The sequence below is a fragment of the Dietzia kunjamensis genome (genome assembly GCF_045689975.1).
GTDB lineage: Bacteria > Actinomycetota > Actinomycetes > Mycobacteriales > Mycobacteriaceae > Dietzia > Dietzia kunjamensis.
Genome location: NZ_CP143297.1, coordinates 1,516,943 through 1,537,003 on the forward strand (window position 1 = coordinate 1,516,943; position 20,061 = coordinate 1,537,003).

21 protein-coding genes are annotated in these 20,061 nt (G+C 71.0%); 6 read left to right on the top strand and 15 right to left on the bottom strand.

Going from position 1 to position 20,061, the window contains the following annotated elements; all coding sequences use genetic code 11:
- Nucleotides 1-34: 34 nt before the first annotated feature.
- Nucleotides 35-802, top strand: coding sequence for a thioesterase family protein (locus VZF99_RS07075; protein ID WP_182634504.1), 768 nt, complete (start codon nt 35-37; stop codon nt 800-802).
- On the opposite strand, the gene VZF99_RS07080 is transcribed toward VZF99_RS07075, so the two are convergent.
- The 3 genes from VZF99_RS07080 to VZF99_RS07090 form a co-directional block, all read right to left on the bottom strand.
- Nucleotides 786-1,259, bottom strand: a complete 474-nt coding sequence (locus VZF99_RS07080; RefSeq protein WP_407336093.1) for a GNAT family N-acetyltransferase — start codon at nt 1,257-1,259, stop codon at nt 786-788. The genes VZF99_RS07075 and VZF99_RS07080 overlap by 17 nt on opposite strands.
- 532 nt (nt 1,260-1,791) lie before the next feature.
- A complete protein-coding gene (locus VZF99_RS07085; protein WP_067717414.1) occupies nt 1,792-2,145 on the bottom strand; it encodes a cupin in 354 nt (117 codons plus the stop codon).
- 56 nt (nt 2,146-2,201) lie between these two features.
- Nucleotides 2,202-3,632: an L-lactate permease gene (locus VZF99_RS07090; RefSeq protein WP_407335969.1), complete on the bottom strand. Its 1,431-nt coding sequence runs from the start codon at nt 3,630-3,632 to the stop codon at nt 2,202-2,204.
- Nucleotides 3,633-3,787: 155 nt separating this feature from the next.
- Between VZF99_RS07090 and VZF99_RS07095 the strand changes: the two genes are divergently transcribed.
- Nucleotides 3,788-4,531 carry an MBL fold metallo-hydrolase gene (locus VZF99_RS07095; RefSeq protein ID WP_407335970.1) on the top strand — a complete coding sequence of 248 codons (744 nt, stop codon included), beginning with the start codon at nt 3,788-3,790 and terminating at the stop codon, nt 4,529-4,531.
- 59 nt (nt 4,532-4,590) lie between these two features.
- Here VZF99_RS07095 and VZF99_RS07100 read toward each other — a convergent pair whose 3' ends face one another.
- Nucleotides 4,591-5,094 carry a DUF309 domain-containing protein gene (locus VZF99_RS07100; RefSeq protein ID WP_407335971.1) on the bottom strand — a complete coding sequence of 168 codons (504 nt, stop codon included), beginning with the start codon at nt 5,092-5,094 and terminating at the stop codon, nt 4,591-4,593.
- Between the two features lie 107 nt (nt 5,095-5,201).
- Between VZF99_RS07100 and VZF99_RS07105 the strand changes: the two genes are divergently transcribed.
- Both VZF99_RS07105 and VZF99_RS07110 read left to right on the top strand, forming a co-directional pair.
- Nucleotides 5,202-5,984, top strand: coding sequence for an alpha/beta fold hydrolase (locus tag VZF99_RS07105; protein ID WP_096905508.1), 783 nt, complete (start codon nt 5,202-5,204; stop codon nt 5,982-5,984).
- 284 nt (nt 5,985-6,268) lie between these two features.
- Nucleotides 6,269-6,649 carry an SRPBCC family protein gene (locus VZF99_RS07110; protein WP_120283167.1) on the top strand — a complete coding sequence of 127 codons (381 nt, stop codon included), beginning with the start codon at nt 6,269-6,271 and terminating at the stop codon, nt 6,647-6,649.
- Between the two features lie 534 nt (nt 6,650-7,183).
- Here VZF99_RS07110 and VZF99_RS07115 read toward each other — a convergent pair.
- Nucleotides 7,184-8,674: an amidase gene (locus tag VZF99_RS07115; protein ID WP_407335972.1), complete on the bottom strand. Its 1,491-nt coding sequence runs from the start codon at nt 8,672-8,674 to the stop codon at nt 7,184-7,186.
- A 24-nt stretch (nt 8,675-8,698) separates the two neighbouring features.
- Nucleotides 8,699-9,175: a DoxX family membrane protein gene (locus tag VZF99_RS07120; protein WP_407335973.1), complete on the bottom strand. Its 477-nt coding sequence runs from the start codon at nt 9,173-9,175 to the stop codon at nt 8,699-8,701.
- A 60-nt stretch (nt 9,176-9,235) separates the two neighbouring features.
- Between VZF99_RS07120 and VZF99_RS07125 the strand changes: the two genes are divergently transcribed.
- Nucleotides 9,236-9,682 carry a MarR family winged helix-turn-helix transcriptional regulator gene (locus VZF99_RS07125; RefSeq protein WP_268092051.1) on the top strand — a complete coding sequence of 149 codons (447 nt, stop codon included), beginning with the start codon at nt 9,236-9,238 and terminating at the stop codon, nt 9,680-9,682.
- A gap of 2 nt (nt 9,683-9,684) precedes the next feature.
- On the opposite strand, the gene VZF99_RS07130 is transcribed toward VZF99_RS07125, so the two are convergent.
- The 6 genes from VZF99_RS07130 to VZF99_RS07155 form a co-directional block, all read right to left on the bottom strand.
- The gene (locus VZF99_RS07130; RefSeq protein ID WP_268092052.1) at nt 9,685-10,314 is read right to left on the bottom strand and encodes a GyrI-like domain-containing protein; all 630 of its coding nucleotides are present in this window, start codon (nt 10,312-10,314) and stop codon (nt 9,685-9,687) included.
- 9 nt (nt 10,315-10,323) lie between these two features.
- The gene (locus tag VZF99_RS07135; RefSeq protein WP_407335974.1) at nt 10,324-10,914 is read right to left on the bottom strand and encodes a pyridoxamine 5'-phosphate oxidase family protein; all 591 of its coding nucleotides are present in this window, start codon (nt 10,912-10,914) and stop codon (nt 10,324-10,326) included.
- Nucleotides 10,915-11,117: 203 nt separating this feature from the next.
- Nucleotides 11,118-11,561, bottom strand: coding sequence for a PaaI family thioesterase (locus VZF99_RS07140; RefSeq protein ID WP_407335975.1), 444 nt, complete (start codon nt 11,559-11,561; stop codon nt 11,118-11,120).
- Nucleotides 11,562-11,590: 29 nt separating this feature from the next.
- Nucleotides 11,591-13,945: an excinuclease ABC subunit UvrA gene (locus VZF99_RS07145; protein ID WP_120283177.1), complete on the bottom strand. Its 2,355-nt coding sequence runs from the start codon at nt 13,943-13,945 to the stop codon at nt 11,591-11,593.
- 67 nt (nt 13,946-14,012) lie between these two features.
- Nucleotides 14,013-15,761, bottom strand: coding sequence for an alpha/beta hydrolase (locus VZF99_RS07150; RefSeq protein WP_407335976.1), 1,749 nt, complete (start codon nt 15,759-15,761; stop codon nt 14,013-14,015).
- Nucleotides 15,758-16,114: a hypothetical protein gene (locus tag VZF99_RS07155; RefSeq protein ID WP_407335977.1), complete on the bottom strand. Its 357-nt coding sequence runs from the start codon at nt 16,112-16,114 to the stop codon at nt 15,758-15,760. The genes VZF99_RS07150 and VZF99_RS07155 overlap by 4 nt, the downstream gene beginning before the upstream one ends.
- Nucleotides 16,115-16,271: 157 nt before the next feature.
- Here VZF99_RS07155 and VZF99_RS07160 point away from each other — a divergent pair, with 157 nt between their 5' ends.
- The gene (locus VZF99_RS07160) at nt 16,272-16,616 is read left to right on the top strand and encodes an RNA polymerase-binding protein RbpA (protein WP_067714504.1); all 345 of its coding nucleotides are present in this window, start codon (nt 16,272-16,274) and stop codon (nt 16,614-16,616) included.
- A gap of 118 nt (nt 16,617-16,734) precedes the next feature.
- On the opposite strand, the gene VZF99_RS07165 is transcribed toward VZF99_RS07160, so the two are convergent.
- The 3 genes from VZF99_RS07165 to VZF99_RS07175 are packed head-to-tail and all read right to left on the bottom strand — an operon-like array spanning nt 16,735 to nt 20,015.
- Nucleotides 16,735-17,514 (bottom strand): polyprenol monophosphomannose synthase, encoded by a 780-nt coding sequence (locus VZF99_RS07165; RefSeq protein ID WP_407335978.1) that lies wholly within the window; start codon nt 17,512-17,514, stop codon nt 16,735-16,737.
- Nucleotides 17,515-19,110: an apolipoprotein N-acyltransferase gene (lnt, locus tag VZF99_RS07170; RefSeq protein ID WP_407335979.1), complete on the bottom strand. Its 1,596-nt coding sequence runs from the start codon at nt 19,108-19,110 to the stop codon at nt 17,515-17,517.
- Complete coding sequence (locus tag VZF99_RS07175; protein ID WP_407335980.1) at nt 19,110-20,015, bottom strand: amidohydrolase; 906 nt, start codon at nt 20,013-20,015, stop codon at nt 19,110-19,112. Before VZF99_RS07175 ends, lnt begins: the two co-directional genes overlap by 1 nt.
- Nucleotides 20,016-20,061: the final 46 nt, after the last annotated feature.

Consider the following 20,061-nt stretch of genomic DNA (forward strand, 5'->3'; position numbering starts at 1 on the left):
TAGTTAATCACCACTCACCGACTGGAGGACGGAGATGGCGTACTTCGATCGCCTCGGGCCGGACAGATTCCGCCCGACCGAGCACGTGAGCGGAGCGTGGGACGAGTCGACCCAGCACATCGGACCCGCACTCGGTCTGCTCGTCCACGCCGTCGAGCTCGACCTGGCCGCTCGTCGCGACGATCCCATGGTGGTGTCCCGCCTGTCCTACGAACTGCTCGGTGTGGTGCCGATGGACATCATGGACATCCGGGTGGAGGTCGTCCGACCGGGGCGCACCATCGAGTTGGTCGAGGCCACCTGTGGGCACGGCGAGCGCACCGGCATCCGACTGCGGGCGTGGCTGCAGCAGCCCCGCGATACCGAGGCGATCGCGGGCGCCGGATTCGACCCGATCCCGCCGCCGGAGCGGATGGAGCCGTGGGACCCCACCACGATCTGGCGCGGGGGGTACCTCGCCTCGGTCGAGGTCCGGCGGATCAGCGACGGCCCCGGCCGGTCGCGGTACTGGGTCCGCACCGGCGTCCCACTCCTGACCGGCGAGGATGTCAGCGCACTGGCGCGGATGGCCGCGCTGTTCGATATCGCCAACGGGATGGCGGTCCGGGCCGATCCGACGTCGGTGCACTATCCGAACATCGACCTCACCGCGCACCTCACCCGCCCGCCGGCAGGCGAGTGGCTGGGGTTCGACACCCGTGTGACCTTCGGGCCCGGCGGACTGGGGCTGACGTCGAGCGTGATCCACGATGAGGCCGGACCGTTGGGGACCGTCGCCCAGTCGCTCACAGTCCGACCGTGAGCTGTCGGAGATAGCACCGCATGCCGGAGCCGGTGTCGGGGTCGCGGTCGGAGAACCCGTGCCGTTCGTAGAACCGACGGGCACCGGCGTCGTCGGTGTCCACGTTGATGAGTATCTCCTCGCTGCCGCGGGACCGCACCTCGTCGACGGCGCAGGCCAGCAGCGCGGTCCCCACCCCGTTCCCGCGGAGGTCATGACGGACGTAGAGTTCCTCGAGCTGTGCCAGCGGCCCGTCCCATAGCGGCGTGGGGCGCAGGGTGAGGAACGCGAACGCGATGTCGGTCCGGGCGTCGGAATCGACACGGGCGAGGAGCGCCAGGACGTCGTCGCGTGCAAGGAGGTCAACGAACCGGGCGGTGGCGGCGACGGCGTCCGGGGTCGGGGCGTCGAACTCGGTGTTGAAGTCGTAGAGCAGCTGACCGAGTGATCCTGCGTCCGCAGGGGTGGCCACGCGGATCTCTGACCGCTCGGCGGGACGATCCGGCGCATCCGCGACGGGCGCCGGGGATCCCTCGAGAAGCCCCCGGAGACGTTCGAGGTCCTCAGCCACGGCGGCGGCGTCCTGCTCGAACTCGTCGTCGTCGTCGGTCCCACGCAGGGTGAACACCACCTCGCTCCCGTGCGGATGGGGAAGGACGCGCAGGGGGTTGAGGGTGGCAGTGCCGTCGGGGAGCGTGACCTCGTGGTCCAGGACACCGAACGCGTTGGTGGGAGTGAACCGGACGCGGACCTCGCCCATGGGGGAGTCGACGACGAGGGTGTCGCCGTCGGATCGCACCTCACCCGCCGCGAGTCCGGCCGCCCACGACGGCAGGTGGGCGGGGTCGGCGGCGAGGGCGTAGACCTCGTCGGGGGAGCGGCGGATGACCACGCCCAGGTGCCGGGTGCGCATGGGACGAGTATCCGCCGCGTCCGCCGTCCGCGCCAGGGTGCAGCAGAGGCAAAGTGGTCAGACTGTGGCGCGGGTGGTCAGACTGTGGCGCGGGTGGTCAGGGAGTGGCGGGTTCGTCGTAGCTGCCCTGGCCGGCGATGCTGGTGACCGTCGTCAGGAGGAAGACGGAATCGGCGAGCGCGGTGACGGCGTGGCGGTGGTGGGTGAGTGTGTGCAGTTCGCCAGCGGCGATGTCGGTGTCCCCCTCGCCCGTGACGCGGACGGCGCCCTGGAGGAGGTAGAGGCTCGCGGCCGGGGGAGAGTTGTGCTCCTCGAGTTCGGTGCCCTCCGTCAGCGCGAGCAGGGACTGCCGGAGCGGCCCCTCGCGAACGAGAATCTCGGCGTGGCGCCCGTGTGCGGACTCCTTGGCGCGGGCGAGGATGCGGTCGGCGGTCTCGGTCACATGGTTCATGGTGGAACTCACTGTCTCTCGGGTCGCGCTGTCTCTCGGGTCGCGTGGTCCGCACTCTACGCCAGGACGGCGACCGTCGCGCAGAGCATGATGGTGGCGGCCACGACGGCGGTGGCCAGCGTCCGGGTGGCAGCGCGGGGGAGTCGCGTACGGCCGGCCATGACCACGCCGACGGCCAGTGCGACGCGCGGGGGCGAGACGATGATGGCGAACGACCCGGCGACGTTCTGACCGGCGAGCGTGATGAGGCTGTCGGCTCCCAGCCCGATCGCGGCGCCGGAGGTGGCGGTGGAGAACATGGCCGCCGCACCGGTGTTGGTGCCGGTGAGGTAGCCGCCGAGCGCCCCGATGGCCGGGATCCCGGCGAGTGACGCCGTGCCGAACCCGGCGGCGAGATCGGCGAGGTGGGTGGCCATCCCGGCGGCGGCCATGACGATGCCGATGGACATGAACACGATGGCGTTGCCCGCGACGGGGACCCACGTCGCCAGCGCCGTCCGGACCAGGCGTGTCACGGGCGGGCCCGGAGTGGTGTACACGCGGAGCGCGACGAGGGCCGCGACGTTCACCCAGAGGGCGGGGGAGGTGAGCCATCCCGTCCCGGCCGGGGCGCCGGCTGGGGCGAGCGCGGCTGTGGTGCCGAGGATCCCCGCGAGGAGGACCGCGAACGGGACGAGCCCGCGCACGAGCTGGGCGGTGACGGCGGGGAGCGCGCCGTACCGGACTCGCGCGACGCCCAGCAGGAGGGCTATCACGGCGGCCGAGGCGAGGATGCCCGACGGCGGGACGCCGATCACGGCGTTGGACGCGACGAGGGTGCCCCACTGGGTCACGACGACGGCGGCGCCGAGCGCCACGTGGCGCGCCGGGGGCCGGGTGGTGACGACGACGAGGACGGTCGTCATGCTCGCGACGAGGACCGGCAAGGTCAGGAGGGCCGACCAGTATCCGAGTTCCGCGACGTCCTGACCGCCGAGTTCCGCGGCCACGAGGGTGCCCGGGCCGAGTGAGCCCCACGGGACCAGGACAAGTCCGAGCAGCCCCGTGACCACGGCCTTCATCGGCGACAGTCCCATCCGGACGAGGAGCGGGGCGGTGATCACCACGCCGAGTCCGAAGCCGGTGACCGACTCCATGAACGGGGTCAACCCGAAGACCAGCAGCAGGATCGCGGGCACCCGGTCGTCGCCGGAGCCGACTCTTTCGAGCCATCCGGCGATGTGATCCCTGCTCCCGGTCGCCGACAGGGCGGTGGCCAACAGGACGCCGCCGAGGAGGATGAGAGCGACCTCGAGGACCGTCGGCCCGAGTTGCGCCAGTGAGGCGAGGACCTCGTCGTCGTCGGGCGGGAAAACGGTGATCGCACCGACGAGCGCGGCCACCAGGCCGGCGCTTCCCGCCAGGAGAGAGGGGGAGCGGAGCGCCAACAGGGCCAGGACCACCACGACCGGCGCGACGGCGGCGCCGGTCTGCACGAGAGCGCTCACTGCACCCAACCTACCCAGGTGGCCCGGGGCCAGCGGTTGCGAGAGCGCCGGACGGCGAGCAGCCTCGTCACACAACTGCGGGCGCAACCGCGGGCGTGTGAGACGTCGACGCGATCCGCGGCCGACCGCCCGAGACACCGACGGAGAGGAGCACCGTGGACGCCACCGAAGTCGCCGCCCGGGTCCACCGCCTGGCGCATGCCCACGTCAACTGTTATCTCGTGGAGGACGATGACGGGGTGACCCTCGTCGACGCCGGCCTGCCGAGCATGTGGGACCTCATGACCGAGACACTCCGTCGGCTGGGCCGTGGTCCCGCCGACGTGCGGGCTCTCGTACTCACCCACGGGCACTTCGACCACGTCGGCTTCGCACGGCGCGCCCGGGTCGAGCTGGAGGTGCCGGTGCTGGTGCACCCCGCGGACGGACACCTGGCCGCGCACCCCTACAGCTACACACCCCAGCGCAACCGCTTCCTGTACCCGTTCACCCATCCCCGGTCGCTTCCCGTGCTCGGAAGGATGGCCATGGCCGGCGCTCTCACGATCAAGGGGGTCGAGGACACCGAGGAGCTACCGGTGGGTCCCGCTCTCGACGTCCCGGGTCGTCCCGTGGCGATGTTCGCCCCCGGGCACACCGGAGGACACTGCATCCTGCACCTACCCGACCGGGACACGGTCATCAGCGGGGACGCCCTGGTCACCCTGGACCCGTACACCGGCGCCACGGGACCGCAGATCGTCGCCTCGGCGGCCACGGCCGACACCGCCCGCGCGATGGAGTCTCTCGGCCCGGTCGCCGCCACCGGGGCCTCGACCGTCCTGCCCGGCCACGGGGACCCCTGGACCCACGGAGTCGACGCCGCGGTCGGACACGCCCGCGCCGTCGGCGAACACTGATCAGAGCGCATCACCGCACGAGAGCAGGGAGACCCGAGGGGAGGAGTGTCTGGCGGAGGTCAGGGGAGAGCTGACGGGACGCGCAGCCGCGGCGTCAGCTGATCCGGAGAGGGCTCGTCGCCCCCCTCGACGGTGGCGATGAGTGCGTCAGCGTGGGAAATCAACCCGGTCGCATCGATCCCGTGAGGCGCGGGGTCGCCGCCGTGGCCGATACGTTCGGCGGCACGGGCGAGCAGCGACAATGCCCCCTTGGTGTTGCCGCGCTGGATATGGGTGATGCCGACCGCCAACTGGGCCAGGCCCTGCCAGAGCATGCGCTCGTCATCGGGACTGGCCTTCCAGGCACCCTCGAGAACTTCGTGGGCATTGAACGCGAGGCCGCGGTCCAGCAGATCCTGTGCCCATTCCAGCGATCGGGCGGGGGGCAGATCGAGATCCTCGGGGATACGCTCGACACCGACGCTGCCGATCGGCAATGGCCGACCGAGTTCATCGCGAGGGCGCGAATTGCGCGCGCGGCCGTCTTCGTCGCGATCACGGTCCATGCCGGGTGGGGTGCGCATGGCGCCATCGTCTCATCTGTTGACGACGGCCGGCCACCACGGACACGGGCCCCGATCGTGACACGTCGCGCGCGCTCTCCTCCGCGCGCGCTCCGTAGGCTTGTCCCATGACGTTGCATCATGTTCGACGCGGGCAGGGGAGCCCTCTACTTCTCGTGCACGGACTCGGCGCGGGGTGGCGATCGTGGGAACCCATCATCGACGATCTGGCAGCGCGTCGCGAGGTCATCGCTGTCGACCTGCCGGGTTTCGGTGAGTCCCCACCGCTGGAGGGTGAGGTGTCCATAGCGGCGCTGGCTGACGCCGTCGCCCGGTTCATCGAGGAGACGGGTCTGGACGGGGTGTCCACGGCCGGACAGTCGATGGGTGGGCGGATCGTTCTCGAGCTGGCCCGGCGCGGCGTCGGTGGCGACACCGTGGCGCTGGACCCCGGCGGATTCTGGAGTGATCGCGAGCTGGCGATCTTCAGCGCCACCCTGCGGCCGTCGATCGCCCTGGTCAGCGCTGTGCGCGGAGCGCTCCCGGCACTCCTGGGCAATCCGATGAGTCGGACCGCCGTGCTGGCGCAGTTGTCGGCGCGGCCATGGGCGCTGTCGGCACAGACCGTGCTGCCTGACGTGGCCGGGCTGGCGGACGCACCGGCGACGGGCCCGGCGATGGACGCGCTCACGAAGGGCCCCCCGCAGCAGGGTGCCCCCGCGGGCACGGTCCCGGGACGGGTCACCATCGGGTGGGGGCGTCGCGATCTGGTGACACTCCCGGCCCAGGCCCGGCGAGCCGCCCGCGCGTTCCCCGACGCGACACTGCACTGGTTCGATAGGTGCGGCCACTTCCCGCAATGGGACGCGCCCCGCGAAGCGAGTCGGCTCATTCTGGACCGGACCAATTGACCCGGCGCATTCCGCGGTAGTGGTGTGGTGAGCACCATGGGCGGTTGCGCCCGCACGAAGCTCTGCCACCATGGGCGGATGATGCGTCACACGCGCGACCGGGGGAGACCGCCATCAACGTGGTGGAGTAGCCCACCGCGAGGCGGGGGTGGAGAAGCCCGGGAGTCGAACAGCCGGGCCGGACGATGAAACACCTCGCGTCCGCCATTGCATTGAGTTCCACTGCACCGAGTTTCGCTGCGCTGAGTTCGGTGCTGAGAATGCGAAGTGCGTTCCGCCGAGGGATGTGGACGACCGAACTGCGGATGCACGTGGATGCGGAGACGGTGTGGTCAGTCATCACCGATGTGCAGACCTGGCCGCGATGGGGGCCCACCGTCTCAGGGGCGCGGATCGACGGTGACTCCGGCCTGACGGGCGGCGCGCGAGGGACGGTCACGACCGCGGTGGGGCTGTCCCTGCCCTTCGAGATCACCGAGTTCGTGGAGCGGCGGCTCTGGGCGTGGAAGGTGGCAGGAGTGAGCGCTACCCGGCACGAGGTGATCGAGGTACCGGGTGGTTGTGTCCTCAGCTTCGGTGCTCCGGTCTGGGCGGCGGGATACCTGCCGGTGCTGGCGATCGCGCTGCCGCGCATCGAACGGATCTCCGTCGAACGAGCTCACTGAGAGGCGTCGGCGTGGATCGCGCAGCAGGACGGTGGCATGTGACCACCGCGCCGATGGGGATGGGACAGCGGTATTCGAACTTTACATAATGTAGATTATCGGCACTTCGGGAGCGGGTGGTCCGGTGAGAACCTTCCGGAGTTCGGCACCATCCGCCGTGCGCACTGCTACGAATGGTCACTGAGGCGACACCGTGTCGCTCGGTAGAGAAAGGTGCGACATCATGCGCGGATCAGTCGAGAACGCTTTCATGCTCATCCACAACCCTCTGGTGGATCTCTACCAGTGGCTCCTCAGTGTCCTTCCGGCGGACATGGCCTGAGTTCTGCAATGGCCTGAGTTCCCCGGCGGCGATCCGTCCGCCGTTCGTTGCGAGGCCCCGGGCCGTGGATATGGTCGGTTTACCGCCCGAAGTCACCCCGGGGTCTCGCGCCATCTATCCGCTGCCGCCTCCGTGGGGTCCGCCCAGTGGGCCACGATTCGACACTGTGACGTTTCGGGGGTGGGTGTCCCCGACGCAGTGCGCCTGCGGGGTCATCGGCCCAGAGCCGCCGGCTGTCTGTCAGTCCACGGCAGTGCCTGCTCCAGCTGGCCGGCCAGACGCAGCAGCATCGACTCGCCCCCGAGGCCGGCGGTGAAGTGCACCCCCATGGGCACGCCCTCCGGCGTCCAGTGCAGCGGGAGTGACAGCGCCGGCCGGCCGGTCAGGTTGGCCAGCTGGGTGTACGGCACCCAGCTCAGGTTGGCGTCGATGAGCGACTCCACGAATCCCGAGTGCCGCAGCAGCGGAGCTGTGCGCGTCGCGAGCAAGGCGGTCGCTGCGCGACGCGCGAGCGGCGGGGTGTCCAGCGCGCCGATGTGGGGCGGGAGATCTGCGAGCGTCGGCGTCATGAGCAAGTCGTAGCCCTCGAAGAAGCTGGTGAGTTCGCCGACGTACTGATCCCGCCGCATCACGGCATCGAGATAGTCCACGCTGCTCTGCGCCCGGCCGAGTGCCGCCACGATCCGCGTGTCCGTCTCGAAGTCCCGGTCGGCGCACCCCGTCCGGCGCTTGGTGTCCTCGACCGACCACGCGAGGTAGGCGAACCAGCTGGTGAGGAAATCGCGGGCCAGAGCCAGGTCGTCCACGGGCTGTGACTCGAGGATGTCGACGTGGTGGCCGAGATCCTCGAGCGCTCTGGCAGCGGTCTCCACAGCGACGAGAGCCTGAGGGTGGGGTGAGGAATTGATCGAGGACGCGGTGCACACGCCGATCCGCAGACGTCCGGGTTCCGCCCCCACCTGGGACCGGAACGACTCCGACGGGGTGGCCGGGACGTACGGCCCGCCCGGCTCCCCTCCCATCAGGACGTCCAGCATCGCAGCCGAGTCGCGAACCGACCGCGAGATGACGCCATTGGTGGCCGCGCCGTGCATCGCCTCGCCGCGCGCGGGCCCCATCGGGACCAGACCGCGGCCGGGTTTGAGGCCGACGAGCCCGCAGCACGCGGCCGGGATGCGGATCGAACCGCCGCCGTCGCTCGCCCCGGCGACCGGGACGATGCCGGCTGCGACCGCGGCGGCGGACCCGCCCGAGGAGCCCCCGGGGCTGCGGCTGGTGTCCCATGGGTTCCTGGCGGGGCCGAACAGTTCGGGCTCCGTGATTCCCTTGGCCCCGAACTCCGGGGTGTTGGTCTTGCCGAAGACCACCAGGCCCGCGTCCAACCACCGCCGGACCACGGTCGCGTGCTCGGTCGCCGGTACGTCGGCCAGTGGACGCGACCCGCCACTGGTGGGTGTTCCCCGGTAGTCCTGACCGAGATCTTTGAGGAGGAACGGCACCCCGGCGAACGGGCCCGACAGTTCCTCGGTCGCCCGGGCGCGAGCCGGCCCGTCCAGCCGGCGCACGATCGCGTTGAGTCGCGGATTGACACCGTCGGCGCGCTGGATCGACGCGTCGAGCAGGTCGCCCGGGGTGACCTCGCCCTGCCGCACGAGGGCGGCGAGACCGAGGGCATCGTGACTTCGGAACTCGTCAAAGCGCATGGGGCCGGAGTCTACGCAGCGCGATCAGCGATTGTTCCGGTTCCGCCAGGCGCGCCAGGCGCCCGTGGACCACAGGGCCCACGCGACGAGGACGGGCTGGAAGAACAATCGCACGAGACGTGCGCGATCACTGTCGAGCCCGAACGCGTCCGTGCCCGTCACGTACTGGGAGATGTTGCCGGGGAAGATCGCGACGAAGAACGCCGCCGCCACGCCGCCCACCGCCGGACGGTATCGCGCCGGTGCGAGGATGAGCGCCGCGCCGAGGCCGAGTTCCACCACGCCGGAGGCGACCACCACGAAGTCCGGGTCGAGTGGGACCCACGTCGGGACCTGTGCCTGGAACTCCTCGCGCATGGTGGTCAGGTGCCCGGTCCCAGCGCCGAGAAGGGCGGCGCCGAGGGCCCATCGCCCGAGATGTCGGACCACCTCCCCCGCACTGCGGCGGCGCACCGGTGTACGGGATCGCGAGCTCTTCAGGGGCCGGTCTGGTTTGTTCATGGGGGTAGTGTTGCGCACAACTTAATTGAGCGCAACCTAAAAATGAGCGATAATCGTGTGATGGATCCCGATCTCCGACTGGAAGAGCAAGTCTGCTTCGCCCTCTACGCGGCTTCCCGCGCCTCGACGTCGGCCTACCGCCATGCCCTGGCGTCGGTCGGCCTCACCTATCCGCAGTACCTCGCCCTGCTCGTGTTGTGGGAAGAGGACGGGCTGACTGTCCGCCAGTTGGGCGACCGACTGCTCCTCGACTCGGGCACCCTCTCCCCTCTACTCGCACGACTGGAGCATGCCGGACTGGTCGAGCGGTCCCGCTCCGCCGGCGACGGGAGGAGTGTCCACGTGCACCTCACCGAGGCCGGTCGGCGGCTGCGCGCCGAAGCCGAGACGATCCAGTGTTCCCTGCTGGACAGGGTGGACATGCCGCAGGAGGACCTCGTCCAGCTGCGGACCCTGGCCCAGCGACTCGTGACCTCGCTCGACGGAGCCGATCGCGGCGACCAGTAGCGTCAACCGATGGTGATCGGCTGACGCAGGATCGTCTTGAGCCTTGCGGGATCGGACCTGCGGGGGTCCGAGAGGTAGATCTCGTGGTGGTGGCCCGACGGGGTCGCCCCTCGTGAGGGGATGATCTCCTCGTGCATCCGCGCGATGATCGGGCCCTCGTCGTCGTAGGGGCCCACGTGCAGCGTCTGCACCGCCGACCCCTCGGCATACCCGTCGAACCGCACCCGCTCGCGGGCGTCCGGCACCTTCGTCGTCGTCACCTTCTCCATGGCGGCGGACAGGATGTCCGGGGTGACCCAGTCCGGCTGCCAGATCATCATCGTCCAACTCCAGGCGGCCTTGTCGCGGGCCGTGAACACCTGCGGGTCGTCGGCGTACCAGAGGCCCTCGAGCGGGCCCACCGTGTAGACCCGTCCCAGCACGGTCCGGGCCGCCGCGCGCACGGCGTAGGACGTGGCGTACAGCGCCTCGACCGCGGTTCGGTACTCTCGGGCGGTATTGGGATCTCCCCGCCCGTCGACCATGAGAAACCGCATCGGCGGCACCTCGACCAGGTCGAATCGGCCGGCCTTACCGCCGTAGAGGTCCCTGCGCTCTCGTTTGATGTCGAAGTTGGGTGGGTCGCCGACCATGGCAGCAGGCTACGCCGATCCGGCCTGGAGTTCGGCGATCCGGCGTCGGTACACCGCGGTCAACTCGTCGATGTACCGGCGGTTCCACCGTGGGGTGATGTGCTTACTGCAGTTGGCGTCAGCGGCCACCACGTCCACCACGATCGCGCGTTCCACGCGGCCGGAGTACTGCTTCTCCCCCATGGCCCGGAGCCGGTCGATCAGCTCGGGGTCGGCGTCAGGCTCGACCGTCCGCGCGTGACCGAAGACCTTCAACCGCCGGCGGGTCGGGTAGTCGACGAAGAGCAGGCAGACGCGTCCGTCGTGATCCACGTTGCCCGTGGAGACGTATTGGTGGTTGCCCGGGAACTCGGCCCAGGCGAGTGTCGTGTCGTCGACGACGTGCACGAATCCCGCCGGGCCGCCGCGGTGCTGCGCGTACGGCCAGCCCGACTCGGTGACCGTCGAGAGGGAGAAGTGGTCGGCGCTCCGGATCAGGGCGACATCTGTGCCCTCGAGGGCGAAGTCGCCGGTGTCGACGGGGAGGGTGACCCCCACGGCGTCCTGCCGGGCCCGCACCGCCGGTCCGTACGCGATCCCCGGGTAGTGATTGGCTGCCATGGTCGTCAATATAGGTTGCGGTGCGGCACGCCAGGCTGCAGGGCATGAGCTGGGCGGAGATCGGCATGGTGCTCGGCGTCAGCACACAGGCGCTGCACAAGCGATTCGGAAGGACGGCCTGACCGCGCACGACGTCGACCAACCCGTCGACGTGCGTATCCGTGAACAGTGCCGACGCATCGGAGCGCAGCTCGGCTAAGTGCTCAGCGTCCGGGAGTGGCGGCGGTGTCCGGCCTGGGCACGTTCTGCAGCCGGAGTTGGCCCCGCGCGAGCACGGCTCCACCCTCGGCCTGGCTGATCACGACATCCCACAGCTGCTGGCTGCGGCCCTGGAACAGCGCGTGGGCGGTCACCTCGACCCGCCCGCCGCTGGACGGACGGAGGAAATCGGTGCCGTTGTGCACGCCGACCGCGATCTGCCCCCGGTCAGCGACCGCGAATCCGGCTCCCGCGCCGCCGGCGGACTCCACGATGCTCGCGTAGACGCCGCCGTGGACCGTTCCCCACGCGGTGAGGTGCTCCTCCCCCAGTTCCGCGTGGCCGCGCAGCGAGGTGGTCGTCACCCCGTCGACGACGAGCCCGGAGGCGCGGACGAAGGCGCTAGCGTCGGAGGAACTGGCATCGGGGAACCCGCCGGAATCGATCATGGGGTCTTTCTACCCGCTACCGGCACCGGCTAGGTCGCCGCAGCCACGTACTCCGCCAGATGCTCCCCGGTGAGAGTGGAGGCTGCGGCGACGAGATCTGCCGGGGTGCCTTCGAACACGACCCGACCCCCGTCGTGCCCGGCCCCGGGGCCGAGGTCGATGATCCAGTCCGCGTGGGCCATCACCGCCTGGTGGTGTTCGATCACGATCACCGACTTCCCGGCGTCGACCAGCCGGTCGAGCATCGCCAGCAGGGTCGCGACGTCGGCCAGGTGCAGGCCGGTGGTCGGTTCGTCCAGCACGTAGACCTCGGCCTTGTCGGCCATCTGGGCGGCCAGCTTGAGCCGCTGCCGCTCGCCACCGGACAGCGTGGTCAGGGGTTGGCCGAGACGGATGTAGCCCAGACCGACGTCGCGGAGCCGGACGAGGATCTTGTGCGCGGCGGGGATCCGCGCCTCTCCCCCGGCGAAGAACTCCTCGGCCTGTGCGACGGACATCCCCAGCACCTCGCCGATGTTCCGGCCGCCGAACCGGTACTCGAGCACCTCGGCCTGGAAGCGCCTGCCCTCGCAGTCGTCGCACGTCGAGGCGACGCCGGCCATCATCGCCAGGTCGCTGTAGATCACGCCGGCGCCCTTGCAGGTGGGACACGCGCCGTCGGAGTTCGGGCTGAACAGGGCCGGCTTGACGCCGTTGGCCTTGGCGAACGCCTTCCGGATGGGCTCGAGGAGCCCCGTGTAGGTGGCCGGATTGCTGCGCCGCGACCCGCGGATGGCGGACTGGTCGATCGCCACCACCCCGTCGCGAGGCGACACCGAGCCGTGGATGAGCGAACTCTTGCCCGACCCCGCCACACCGGTCACCACGCACAGGACCCCGAGTGGGATGTCCACATCCACGCCTCGCACGTTGTGAGCTGTCGCGCCACGCACCTCGATCCGCCCGGTGGCCGCCCGCACGCTGTCCTTCAGTGCGGCGCGGTCGTCGAGATGCCGGCCGGTGACCGTGTCGCTCGCGCGGAGCCCGCCGACCGATCCCTCGAAGCAGATCTGACCGCCCTCGGAGCCGGCGCCGGGCCCGAGGTCGACGACGTGGTCGGCGATCGCGATGGTCTCCGGCTTGTGCTCCACCACCAGGACCGTGTTGCCCTTGTCTCGCAGCCGCAGGAGAAGCCCGTTCATGCGTTGGATGTCGTGGGGGTGCAGGCCGATCGACGGTTCGTCGAAGACGTAGGTGACGTCGGTCAGCGCGGAACCGAGGTGGCGGATCATCTTCACCCGCTGTGCCTCGCCGCCCGACAGCGTGCCCGCGGGGCGGTCGAGGGACAGATACCCCAGTCCGATCTCGACGAACGAATCGAGCGTGTGCTGCAACGAGTCCAGCAGCGGCGCGACCGACGGCTCCTCGAGGCCGCGCAGCCACTCCGCCAGGTCGGTGATCTGCATGGCCGAGACGTCGGCGATGTTCCTGTCCCCGATGCGGGACGACCGGGCCCCCTCGTTGAGCCGGGTGCCGTCACATTCGGGGCAGGTGGTGAACACCACGGCCCGCTCGACGAACGCGCGGATATGCGGTTGCATCGCCTCGACGTCCTTGGACAGCATCGACTTCTGGATCTTGGGGATCAGGCCCTCGAAGGTGACGTTGATGCCGTCGGCCTTGACCTTGACCGGCTCCTTACGCAGCAGGTCGTGCATCTCCCGATCGGTGAACTCCCCCACCGGTTTGTCCATGTCGAAGAACCCGGAGCCGGAGTAGATGCGGCCGTACCAGCCGTCCATCGAGTATCCGGGGACGGTGATCGCGCCCTCGGACAGGGACTTGGAGCGGTCCACCAGCGCATCGACGTCGAAATCGGACACCGATCCGCGACCCTCGCAGCGGACGCACATCCCGCCGGTGATGGAGAACTCGGCCTTCTGCCGGGTGCCGTCGGCCTTCTTCAATGTGCCGACCCCGGAGGCGGACGCGACGTTGAAGGAGTACGCCTTGGGGCCGCCGATCCTCGGCTGCGCGAGACGGCTGAACAGGATCCGCAGCATCGCCCCGGTGTCGGTGGCGGTGCCGACCGTGGAGCGGGGGTCGGACCCCATCCGCTCCTGGTCCACGACGATCGCGGTGGTCAACCCCTCCAGTACGTCCACGTCCGGCCTCGCCAGGGTGGGCATGAATCCCTGGAGGAACGCGCTGTAGGTCTCGTTGATCATCCGCTGCGACTCCGCCGCGATGGTCGAGAACACCAGGGAGCTCTTACCGGATCCGGAGACTCCGGTGAACACCGTCAGCCGCCGCTTGGGCAGATCCACGTCGATCGACCGGAGGTTGTTCTCCCGCGCGCCGAGGACGCGGATGGTGTCGTGCGTGTCTGCCGTGTGGGCGCTCATCCCGGGTCTCCTCACTCTGTCCGCTCAGCGGCAACGTTAGACCGCGGGCCCGTGGCGGGAAAGGCCGTCAACCGCGGTCCTGCTGCTCCATCGCGGTGGCGTGCAGTCGGGCGAACCGCTGGAACTCGTCGTCGTCCCATCCCTCGCGTCCCGTCGCGGCCGCCCATCCGTCGAGGATCTGATGGTCGTACAGGTGGCCGTAGCCCTGCGATCCGCCGATCGCGTTGCCGAGATCGGCGGTCACCTGGAAGAGGGTCAACACGGGCATGTAGAACATGCCCGGATGCCGGCCCTTGCCGGGCGGTTCGGCCAGCCACGCGGGGCGGTCGAACAGCAGATCCGGGGTCCACCACACCACCGGGTCGGTCGCGTGCTGGACGTACAGGACGTGCGGCGGGATCCACGGGGTGTCGTCGTCGCGGAACTCCGCGGGATCCTCCGAGAACCTCACCAGCAGGCCGTCCGCGTACACCGGCTCGGTGACCGGGGTACCGGGGTCGCGCCGCTGTACGAGCGCGTGCCAGATGTGGTTGGAATTGGGCGGGCCGACCCAGAGCACCCCGTCCACCGTCGCCCGGATATCGCGGATCCCCGAGAACGCCGCCTCGCCGGCCTGGGTGCCCAAACTCTCGCCGTAGACGTACAGCTTCGGCTGCGGCCGACCCGGTGGGAGGGAGTCGCGCCAGGTCACCACCGCCTCGATCAGTGACCGGCCCGCCACCTCCGCCTTCTCGCGGTCGGCGAGGAACGAGATCCAGCTGGGCAGGTACGAGTACTGGGTGCCCACGATCGCCACGTCGCCACCGGAGAGCAGTTCGATGGCCTGAGCCGCGTGGGGGTTGATCCACCCGGTGCCGGTGGTCGGGGCGATCACCACCGACTCACGTTCCCAGGCACGGGTCCGCTCCAGCTCCTCCACCACCAGGGCGGAACGCTCGTCGTCGGTCGGTGCGGACTCCAGACCGGCGTACGCCCGGATCGGCTCGGGCGCGTCCTCGCCCAACAAATCCCCCAGGTGCTGCCCGTCGAGGCCGCCGCTCACGAACCGTCGGCCCTGCAGGCCCAGGTCCCCGAAGTCCACGACGGAGTCCGGGGACCCGGATCGCTCGGGCGCCGTCGGCGGTCGCGCGCCGGGGAGGTCCTCGTTGTTCTGCCCGCTGAAGATACGGTTGGCGCCGCCGAAGAACAGGCGCGGCACCACACCTTGCACCACGCCGAGTGCGAGGACGGCCACCATCACGACGCCCGTGAGCCGGGCGGGGTACTCCCCCACGCCGAACCTGCGGCCCACCGCGCGGGCCGACCACCGGTACCCCGCCCGGATGCCGCGGGCTGCGATGAGGAGCCCCAGGAAGATCGCCAGGGCGACCCACGGGATCTTCATGTAGTCCGCCCAGGGCGGGCGGGGTGAGCGCACCAGATCGGAGACCTGGTCCTGCCAGCGGATCGCCGTGGCCGTGGCCGTGATGAGGTAGACCACCAGGATGTACGGGGCGGCCAGACGGGCGAAGGTCAGGAGACGGTCACCGACCGCGAGGAGGTCGGGGTGGAGGGTGACGCGGGGCGCCACGACCCGCCGCCAGAGGGTCCTCAGTGCGACGCCGACCCCGTAACCCACCAGCATCGACACGCCGGTGACCACCCCCTGGTAGTACCAGGCCCGCGGCAGCAGGGACGGCATGAGCGAGACCCACGCCGCCAGCGCGGCCACGATGAGGCCGGTGACCGAGGGGCGCCACCGTTCCCACCACGTCCGGAGCGCGGCGACGGGCGTGGTCCCCGCTGTCGCTCGGCCGGTCCCGCCGTCCGTGCTCAACGCAGGCGCTCTGCCCGTCTCGCCGCCGCCACCAGGTCCTCGGACATGCGGGCCAGCTCGGCGGGGTCCTCGCCCTCGGCGATGGCGGTCCGCAGATCCTCGCAGGCGCAGCGCAGCTGGAACACGCGGTCCATCAGGTCGGTCGATTCGGCCTCCGTGAGTACGACCGTGCCCTCGGGCAGGTCCTGCATCCGGAGCGACCGGCGCTGCTCATAGGCCCGCTGCCGGCAGGACCGCCGGCAGTAGCGGCGCCGGCGCCCGGTCCCGCCCTCGTCCACGGGGCGACCGCACCAGGCGCACGAGGCCTCGCCCCTCCGGGGCGCGGTCGGCTCGGGTCGGGCGTCGGGTTCCACGGGTGTGAGGTTACCCAGCGGCGCCCCCGAGGTGGCCCGTGGTGTCGGGACGTGGGAACATTTGGGGGTTCCCCTGGCGTTGACACAAGCAGGAACCACGCAGCGTCGTGTCGATCCGCATGAATTGGCGCAGACGAACACGGCAGAAGGAGTTCGCATGGCAGATCGAGTCCTCAGGGGCAGCCGCCTCGGTGCGGTGAGCTACGAGACCGACCGGGACACCGACCTCGCGCCGCGCCGCATGGCGCGGTACCAGACCCCCAACGGCGAGGTCTACGAGGTCCCGTTCGCCGATGACGCCGAGATCCCCGGCGCCTGGATGTGCAAGAACGGCCAGGAGGGCCAGCTCATCGACGGCCCCGCAGTCGAGGTCAAGAAGGGCAAGCCGCCGCGTACCCACTGGGACATGCTGCTCGAGCGTCGCTCCCTGGAGGAGCTCGAGGAGCTGCTCAAGGAGCGGATGGACCTGCTCAAGAAGCGGCGCCGCGCCGGTGCGCGGTAGGTAGTACCGAGCGGTCACCGGATATCACCCGGTGGAACCGGAACGCCCCGGCCCCGTAGGGCCGGGGCGTTCTCCTGTGTCCGGGGTCGGTGTGCGGCCGGAGCCGGCGCGCACCGGGTCAGCGGCCGACGAGGCCCTTGAGCTGGTGTCGACGCTTCTCCCAGCCCCAGCGGGCCACGTTGACCGCGGCCTCGCGGAAGATCGACTCGCTCATCTTGGACTGACCGACGGTGCGCTCGGTGAAGGTGATGGGCACCTCCGTGACCCGGCGCCCGTTGTTCAGCAGGCGCCACGTCATGTCGATCTGGAAGCAGTAGCCCTTCGACTCGATGGCGTCGAGGTCCAGCTCGGCCAGGGCGTCGGCCCGGTAGGCACGGTAACCGGCGGTGATGTCCTTGATGCCCACGCCCAGCATGACCCGGGAGTAGATGTTGCCGCCGCGGGAGATGACGTGGCGTTGCCACGGCCAGTTGACCACCGCGCCGCCGGGGACGTAGCGGGAGCCGATCGCCAGGTCGGCGCCGCCGTCGACGGCGGCGAGCATCGCGGGAAGCCGCTCGGGGGGATGACTGCCGTCGGCGTCCATCTCCACCAGCACCGTGTACTCGCGCTCGAGACCCCAGCGGAACCCGGCGATGTACGCGGCCCCGAGCCCCTGCTTGCCCTCGCGGTGCATCACGGTGATGCGCCCGCGCGGGTCCTCGGTGGCGAGCCGGTCGGCGACCTCGCCGGTGCCGTCGGGGCTGTTGTCGTCGGCGATGAGGACCGACACCTCGGGCGCTGCGGCCAGCAACCGCTCCACCACGCCGGGCAGGTTGTCCCGCTCGTCGTAGGTCGGGATGATCACCAGGGTGCGCGCGGACGGCGCATGTCGGCCCGGCGTCGTCGGATCGGTCACTTACTTCTCCTCGGTTCGGGTCGCGGCTCGTTGACGGGTGCGGACCAGCGCCCATGCCAGTGCGACGAGCCCGATGAGGCAGCTCACCGCCTGCGGGATGCCACCCAGTCGGGTTGCCATCGTACCGGCCCCGCCCACCTCGACCTGCGCCGCCAGCACCGCGGGCTCGAAGATGCCGCTCTCGGCGCGGACGTCGCCGTCGGGGCCGATGACGGCGCTGACCCCGCTGGTCGCGGCGATCAGCACGGGCACGTCGTGCTCCACGGCCCGCACCCGGGACATCGCGAGTTGTTGGTACGTCATGGGTGAGCGGCCGAAGGTGGCGTTGTTGGTGGGGACGGTGAGGATCTGCGCGCCGCGGGAGACGGGCTCGCGGGCGGCGGCGTCGAAGGCGACCTCGAAGCAGATGGCCACGCCCAGGTCCACCCCGCCCGCGGTGACGACGTGGTCGCCGTCGCCGGGGATGAAGTGCCCGGCGGTCCGGGCGATCGGGAACAGCGCCTCGAGCGGCTCGCGCAGCGGGAGCCACTCCCCGAACGGCTGGATGTACTTCTTGTCGTGGCGGTCGACCACCGGGCCCTCGGCGGGGTCGGAGGAACGGCCGTCCCACACGAGATAAGAGTTGTGCGCTTCGCGGCCCTCGCCAGTGGGTAGGACGGTGCCCACGAGGATCGGTGCCTCCAGACGGCGGGACAGGGCGGTGATCTGCGCGGCGGCGAGCTGGTCGGCCAGCGGCGAGATGTCGGAGGCGTTCTCCGGCCACAGCACGAAATCCGGCGGGGCCTCGGTGCCGGCCTCGACATCGTCGGCGTACTCGGCGGTGACGCGCAGGTGGTTCTCGAGCACCGCGCGGCGTTGGGCGTTGAAGTCCAGGCCGAGGCGCGGGACGTTGCCCTGGATCACGGCGACCTCGACGGTGTCGGTGGGCTCGCCACCGGTCGGGGCGAGGGCCGCGACGGCGACCAGGCCCGCGGTCACCAGGGGCACCGTGAGCAGGCCGGCGGCGGCGCGGACGGGTCGGTCACGGCGCGCGAGGAGCAGGACGGCGACGCCGATCGCCGCCCCCACCGACGCCACCGCGAACCCGACCAGTGGGGTGCCGCCCAGTGACGCCAGCGGCAGCAGCGGCCCGTCGGCCTGGCCGAACGCCAGCCGTCCCCACGGGAAGCCGCCCCAGGGCCAGGACGAGCGGACCCACTCCCACAGCGACCACCAGCCGGCCACCCCGAGCACGGCGCCGACCGCACGCGGGCCGCGCCGGTTGCCGGGGTCCAGGCCGGCCCGGAGGATGACCGCGGCGCCGGCGCCGAACGCGGCGAGGTACAGCGCCTCGACCAGCGACAGGCCCCACGAGGCGTAGGCGCCCACGTACAGGCCCACCCACGGCACCAAGAGGAGGAAGAAGACCAGGCCGGAGGTGAACCCGAGGAGCGCGCCGGTGCGCGGCCGGACCGTGGAGGCGCCGGACGGGGACAGGACGACGACGAGAACGGCGATCGCGGGAAGCGCCGTCCACCACAGACCCACCGGGGGGAACGAGGCCGCCAGCAGCGCCCCGGCGGCAGCCGCGAAGGCCAGCCTGGTGAGCAGGGGCATCAGGTCGCGGGGCCGGCGGGCAGGCCGTCCACGACGAGCGCGCGCAGAACGGGGTCGGGACCGGTGAGATCCGGCATCGGAGGAACTCCGGAGCGCGGGTCCGTGGACCACCGCTGGACGGCGTCGTCCGCGGCGACCACGGCCAGCTCCCCGGTCCGCCACCTCGCGAAGGTGGCCGCCGTGCCCGGGGTGAGGGTGCCCGCCGTGCCGTCGCGCGCGCCGGCCGCCCGGTGTGCGCCCCGGGTGGTCGCGGTGAACGCCGCCCGCGGGGACAGGCCACGGCCGCCCTCGACGAAGGTCAGGGCCCGCAGGGCGTCCCACGGCCGGACCTCGTCACCGGCCCGGGTGGACGCGGCCAGCGCCACGCCGGAGGCGGCGATTCGCACGAGGTCGATCCCCGTCAGGTCATCGACGAGCGGGTGCAACAGGCTCACCGTGCCCACGGCGGCCAGGGCGGCGAGCGTGTCGCCGTCCGCGTTCCCGGCCCCGGCCCCACCGACGAGGACCGGGATGCACCGGGCGACCGCCGGCCCGCCGAGTTCGGTGGCGAGGCGGGTGAGTTCGGTCGCGAGGCGCGCCGGGTCGACGGTGTCGTCGAGCACCACCCGCTCCCCCGCACGCACCCGCTCCTCGACCTCCTCGAGCCCGTGTGCGCGCGGCAGACCGGCGGGCACCACGCCGCCGGCGGCCGCGACCGCCGGGTCGAGGCCCTCGGGGAGGCACTCGACGAACGCCGGGGCCACCCAGTCCCCCTCCAGGTCGACCTGCTCGGCACCCGGGAACAGGGCGGGGCCCGGGGCATCCGAGCCGGCCCACACGATGAGCCCGTTCTCGTGTGCCAGGGCGGTTGCGTCTCGTGAGGCGGGCGTGAGCACCCGGCCCCCGGTAGCCAGGAAAGCGGTCATGCGGGCGATTATCCCCGAGCACCGACCGGCGGCCCGGCCGCCCACC

What these genes read in the sequence shown, in the direction of transcription:
- VZF99_RS07075 (WP_182634504.1), top strand. Translation starts at nt 35, where the DNA reads ATGGCGTACTTCGATCGCCTCGGGCCGGACAGATTCCGCCCGACCGAG.
- VZF99_RS07085 (WP_067717414.1), bottom strand. Translation starts at nt 2,145, where the DNA reads ATGAACCATGTGACCGAGACCGCCGACCGCATCCTCGCCCGCGCCAAG.
- VZF99_RS07100 (WP_407335971.1), bottom strand. Translation starts at nt 5,094, where the DNA reads ATGCGCACCCCACCCGGCATGGACCGTGATCGCGACGAAGACGGCCGC.
- VZF99_RS07105 (WP_096905508.1), top strand. Translation starts at nt 5,202, where the DNA reads ATGACGTTGCATCATGTTCGACGCGGGCAGGGGAGCCCTCTACTTCTC.
- VZF99_RS07110 (WP_120283167.1), top strand. Translation starts at nt 6,269, where the DNA reads ATGTGGACGACCGAACTGCGGATGCACGTGGATGCGGAGACGGTGTGG.
- VZF99_RS07115 (WP_407335972.1), bottom strand. Translation starts at nt 8,674, where the DNA reads ATGCGCTTTGACGAGTTCCGAAGTCACGATGCCCTCGGTCTCGCCGCC.
- VZF99_RS07120 (WP_407335973.1), bottom strand. Translation starts at nt 9,175, where the DNA reads ATGAACAAACCAGACCGGCCCCTGAAGAGCTCGCGATCCCGTACACCG.
- VZF99_RS07125 (WP_268092051.1), top strand. Translation starts at nt 9,236, where the DNA reads ATGGATCCCGATCTCCGACTGGAAGAGCAAGTCTGCTTCGCCCTCTAC.
- VZF99_RS07130 (WP_268092052.1), bottom strand. Translation starts at nt 10,314, where the DNA reads ATGGTCGGCGACCCACCCAACTTCGACATCAAACGAGAGCGCAGGGAC.
- VZF99_RS07135 (WP_407335974.1), bottom strand. Translation starts at nt 10,914, where the DNA reads ATGGCAGCCAATCACTACCCGGGGATCGCGTACGGACCGGCGGTGCGG.
- VZF99_RS07140 (WP_407335975.1), bottom strand. Translation starts at nt 11,561, where the DNA reads ATGATCGATTCCGGCGGGTTCCCCGATGCCAGTTCCTCCGACGCTAGC.
- VZF99_RS07145 (WP_120283177.1), bottom strand. Translation starts at nt 13,945, where the DNA reads ATGAGCGCCCACACGGCAGACACGCACGACACCATCCGCGTCCTCGGC.
- VZF99_RS07160 (WP_067714504.1), top strand. Translation starts at nt 16,272, where the DNA reads ATGGCAGATCGAGTCCTCAGGGGCAGCCGCCTCGGTGCGGTGAGCTAC.
- lnt (WP_407335979.1), bottom strand. Translation starts at nt 19,110, where the DNA reads ATGCCCCTGCTCACCAGGCTGGCCTTCGCGGCTGCCGCCGGGGCGCTG.
- VZF99_RS07175 (WP_407335980.1), bottom strand. Translation starts at nt 20,015, where the DNA reads ATGACCGCTTTCCTGGCTACCGGGGGCCGGGTGCTCACGCCCGCCTCA.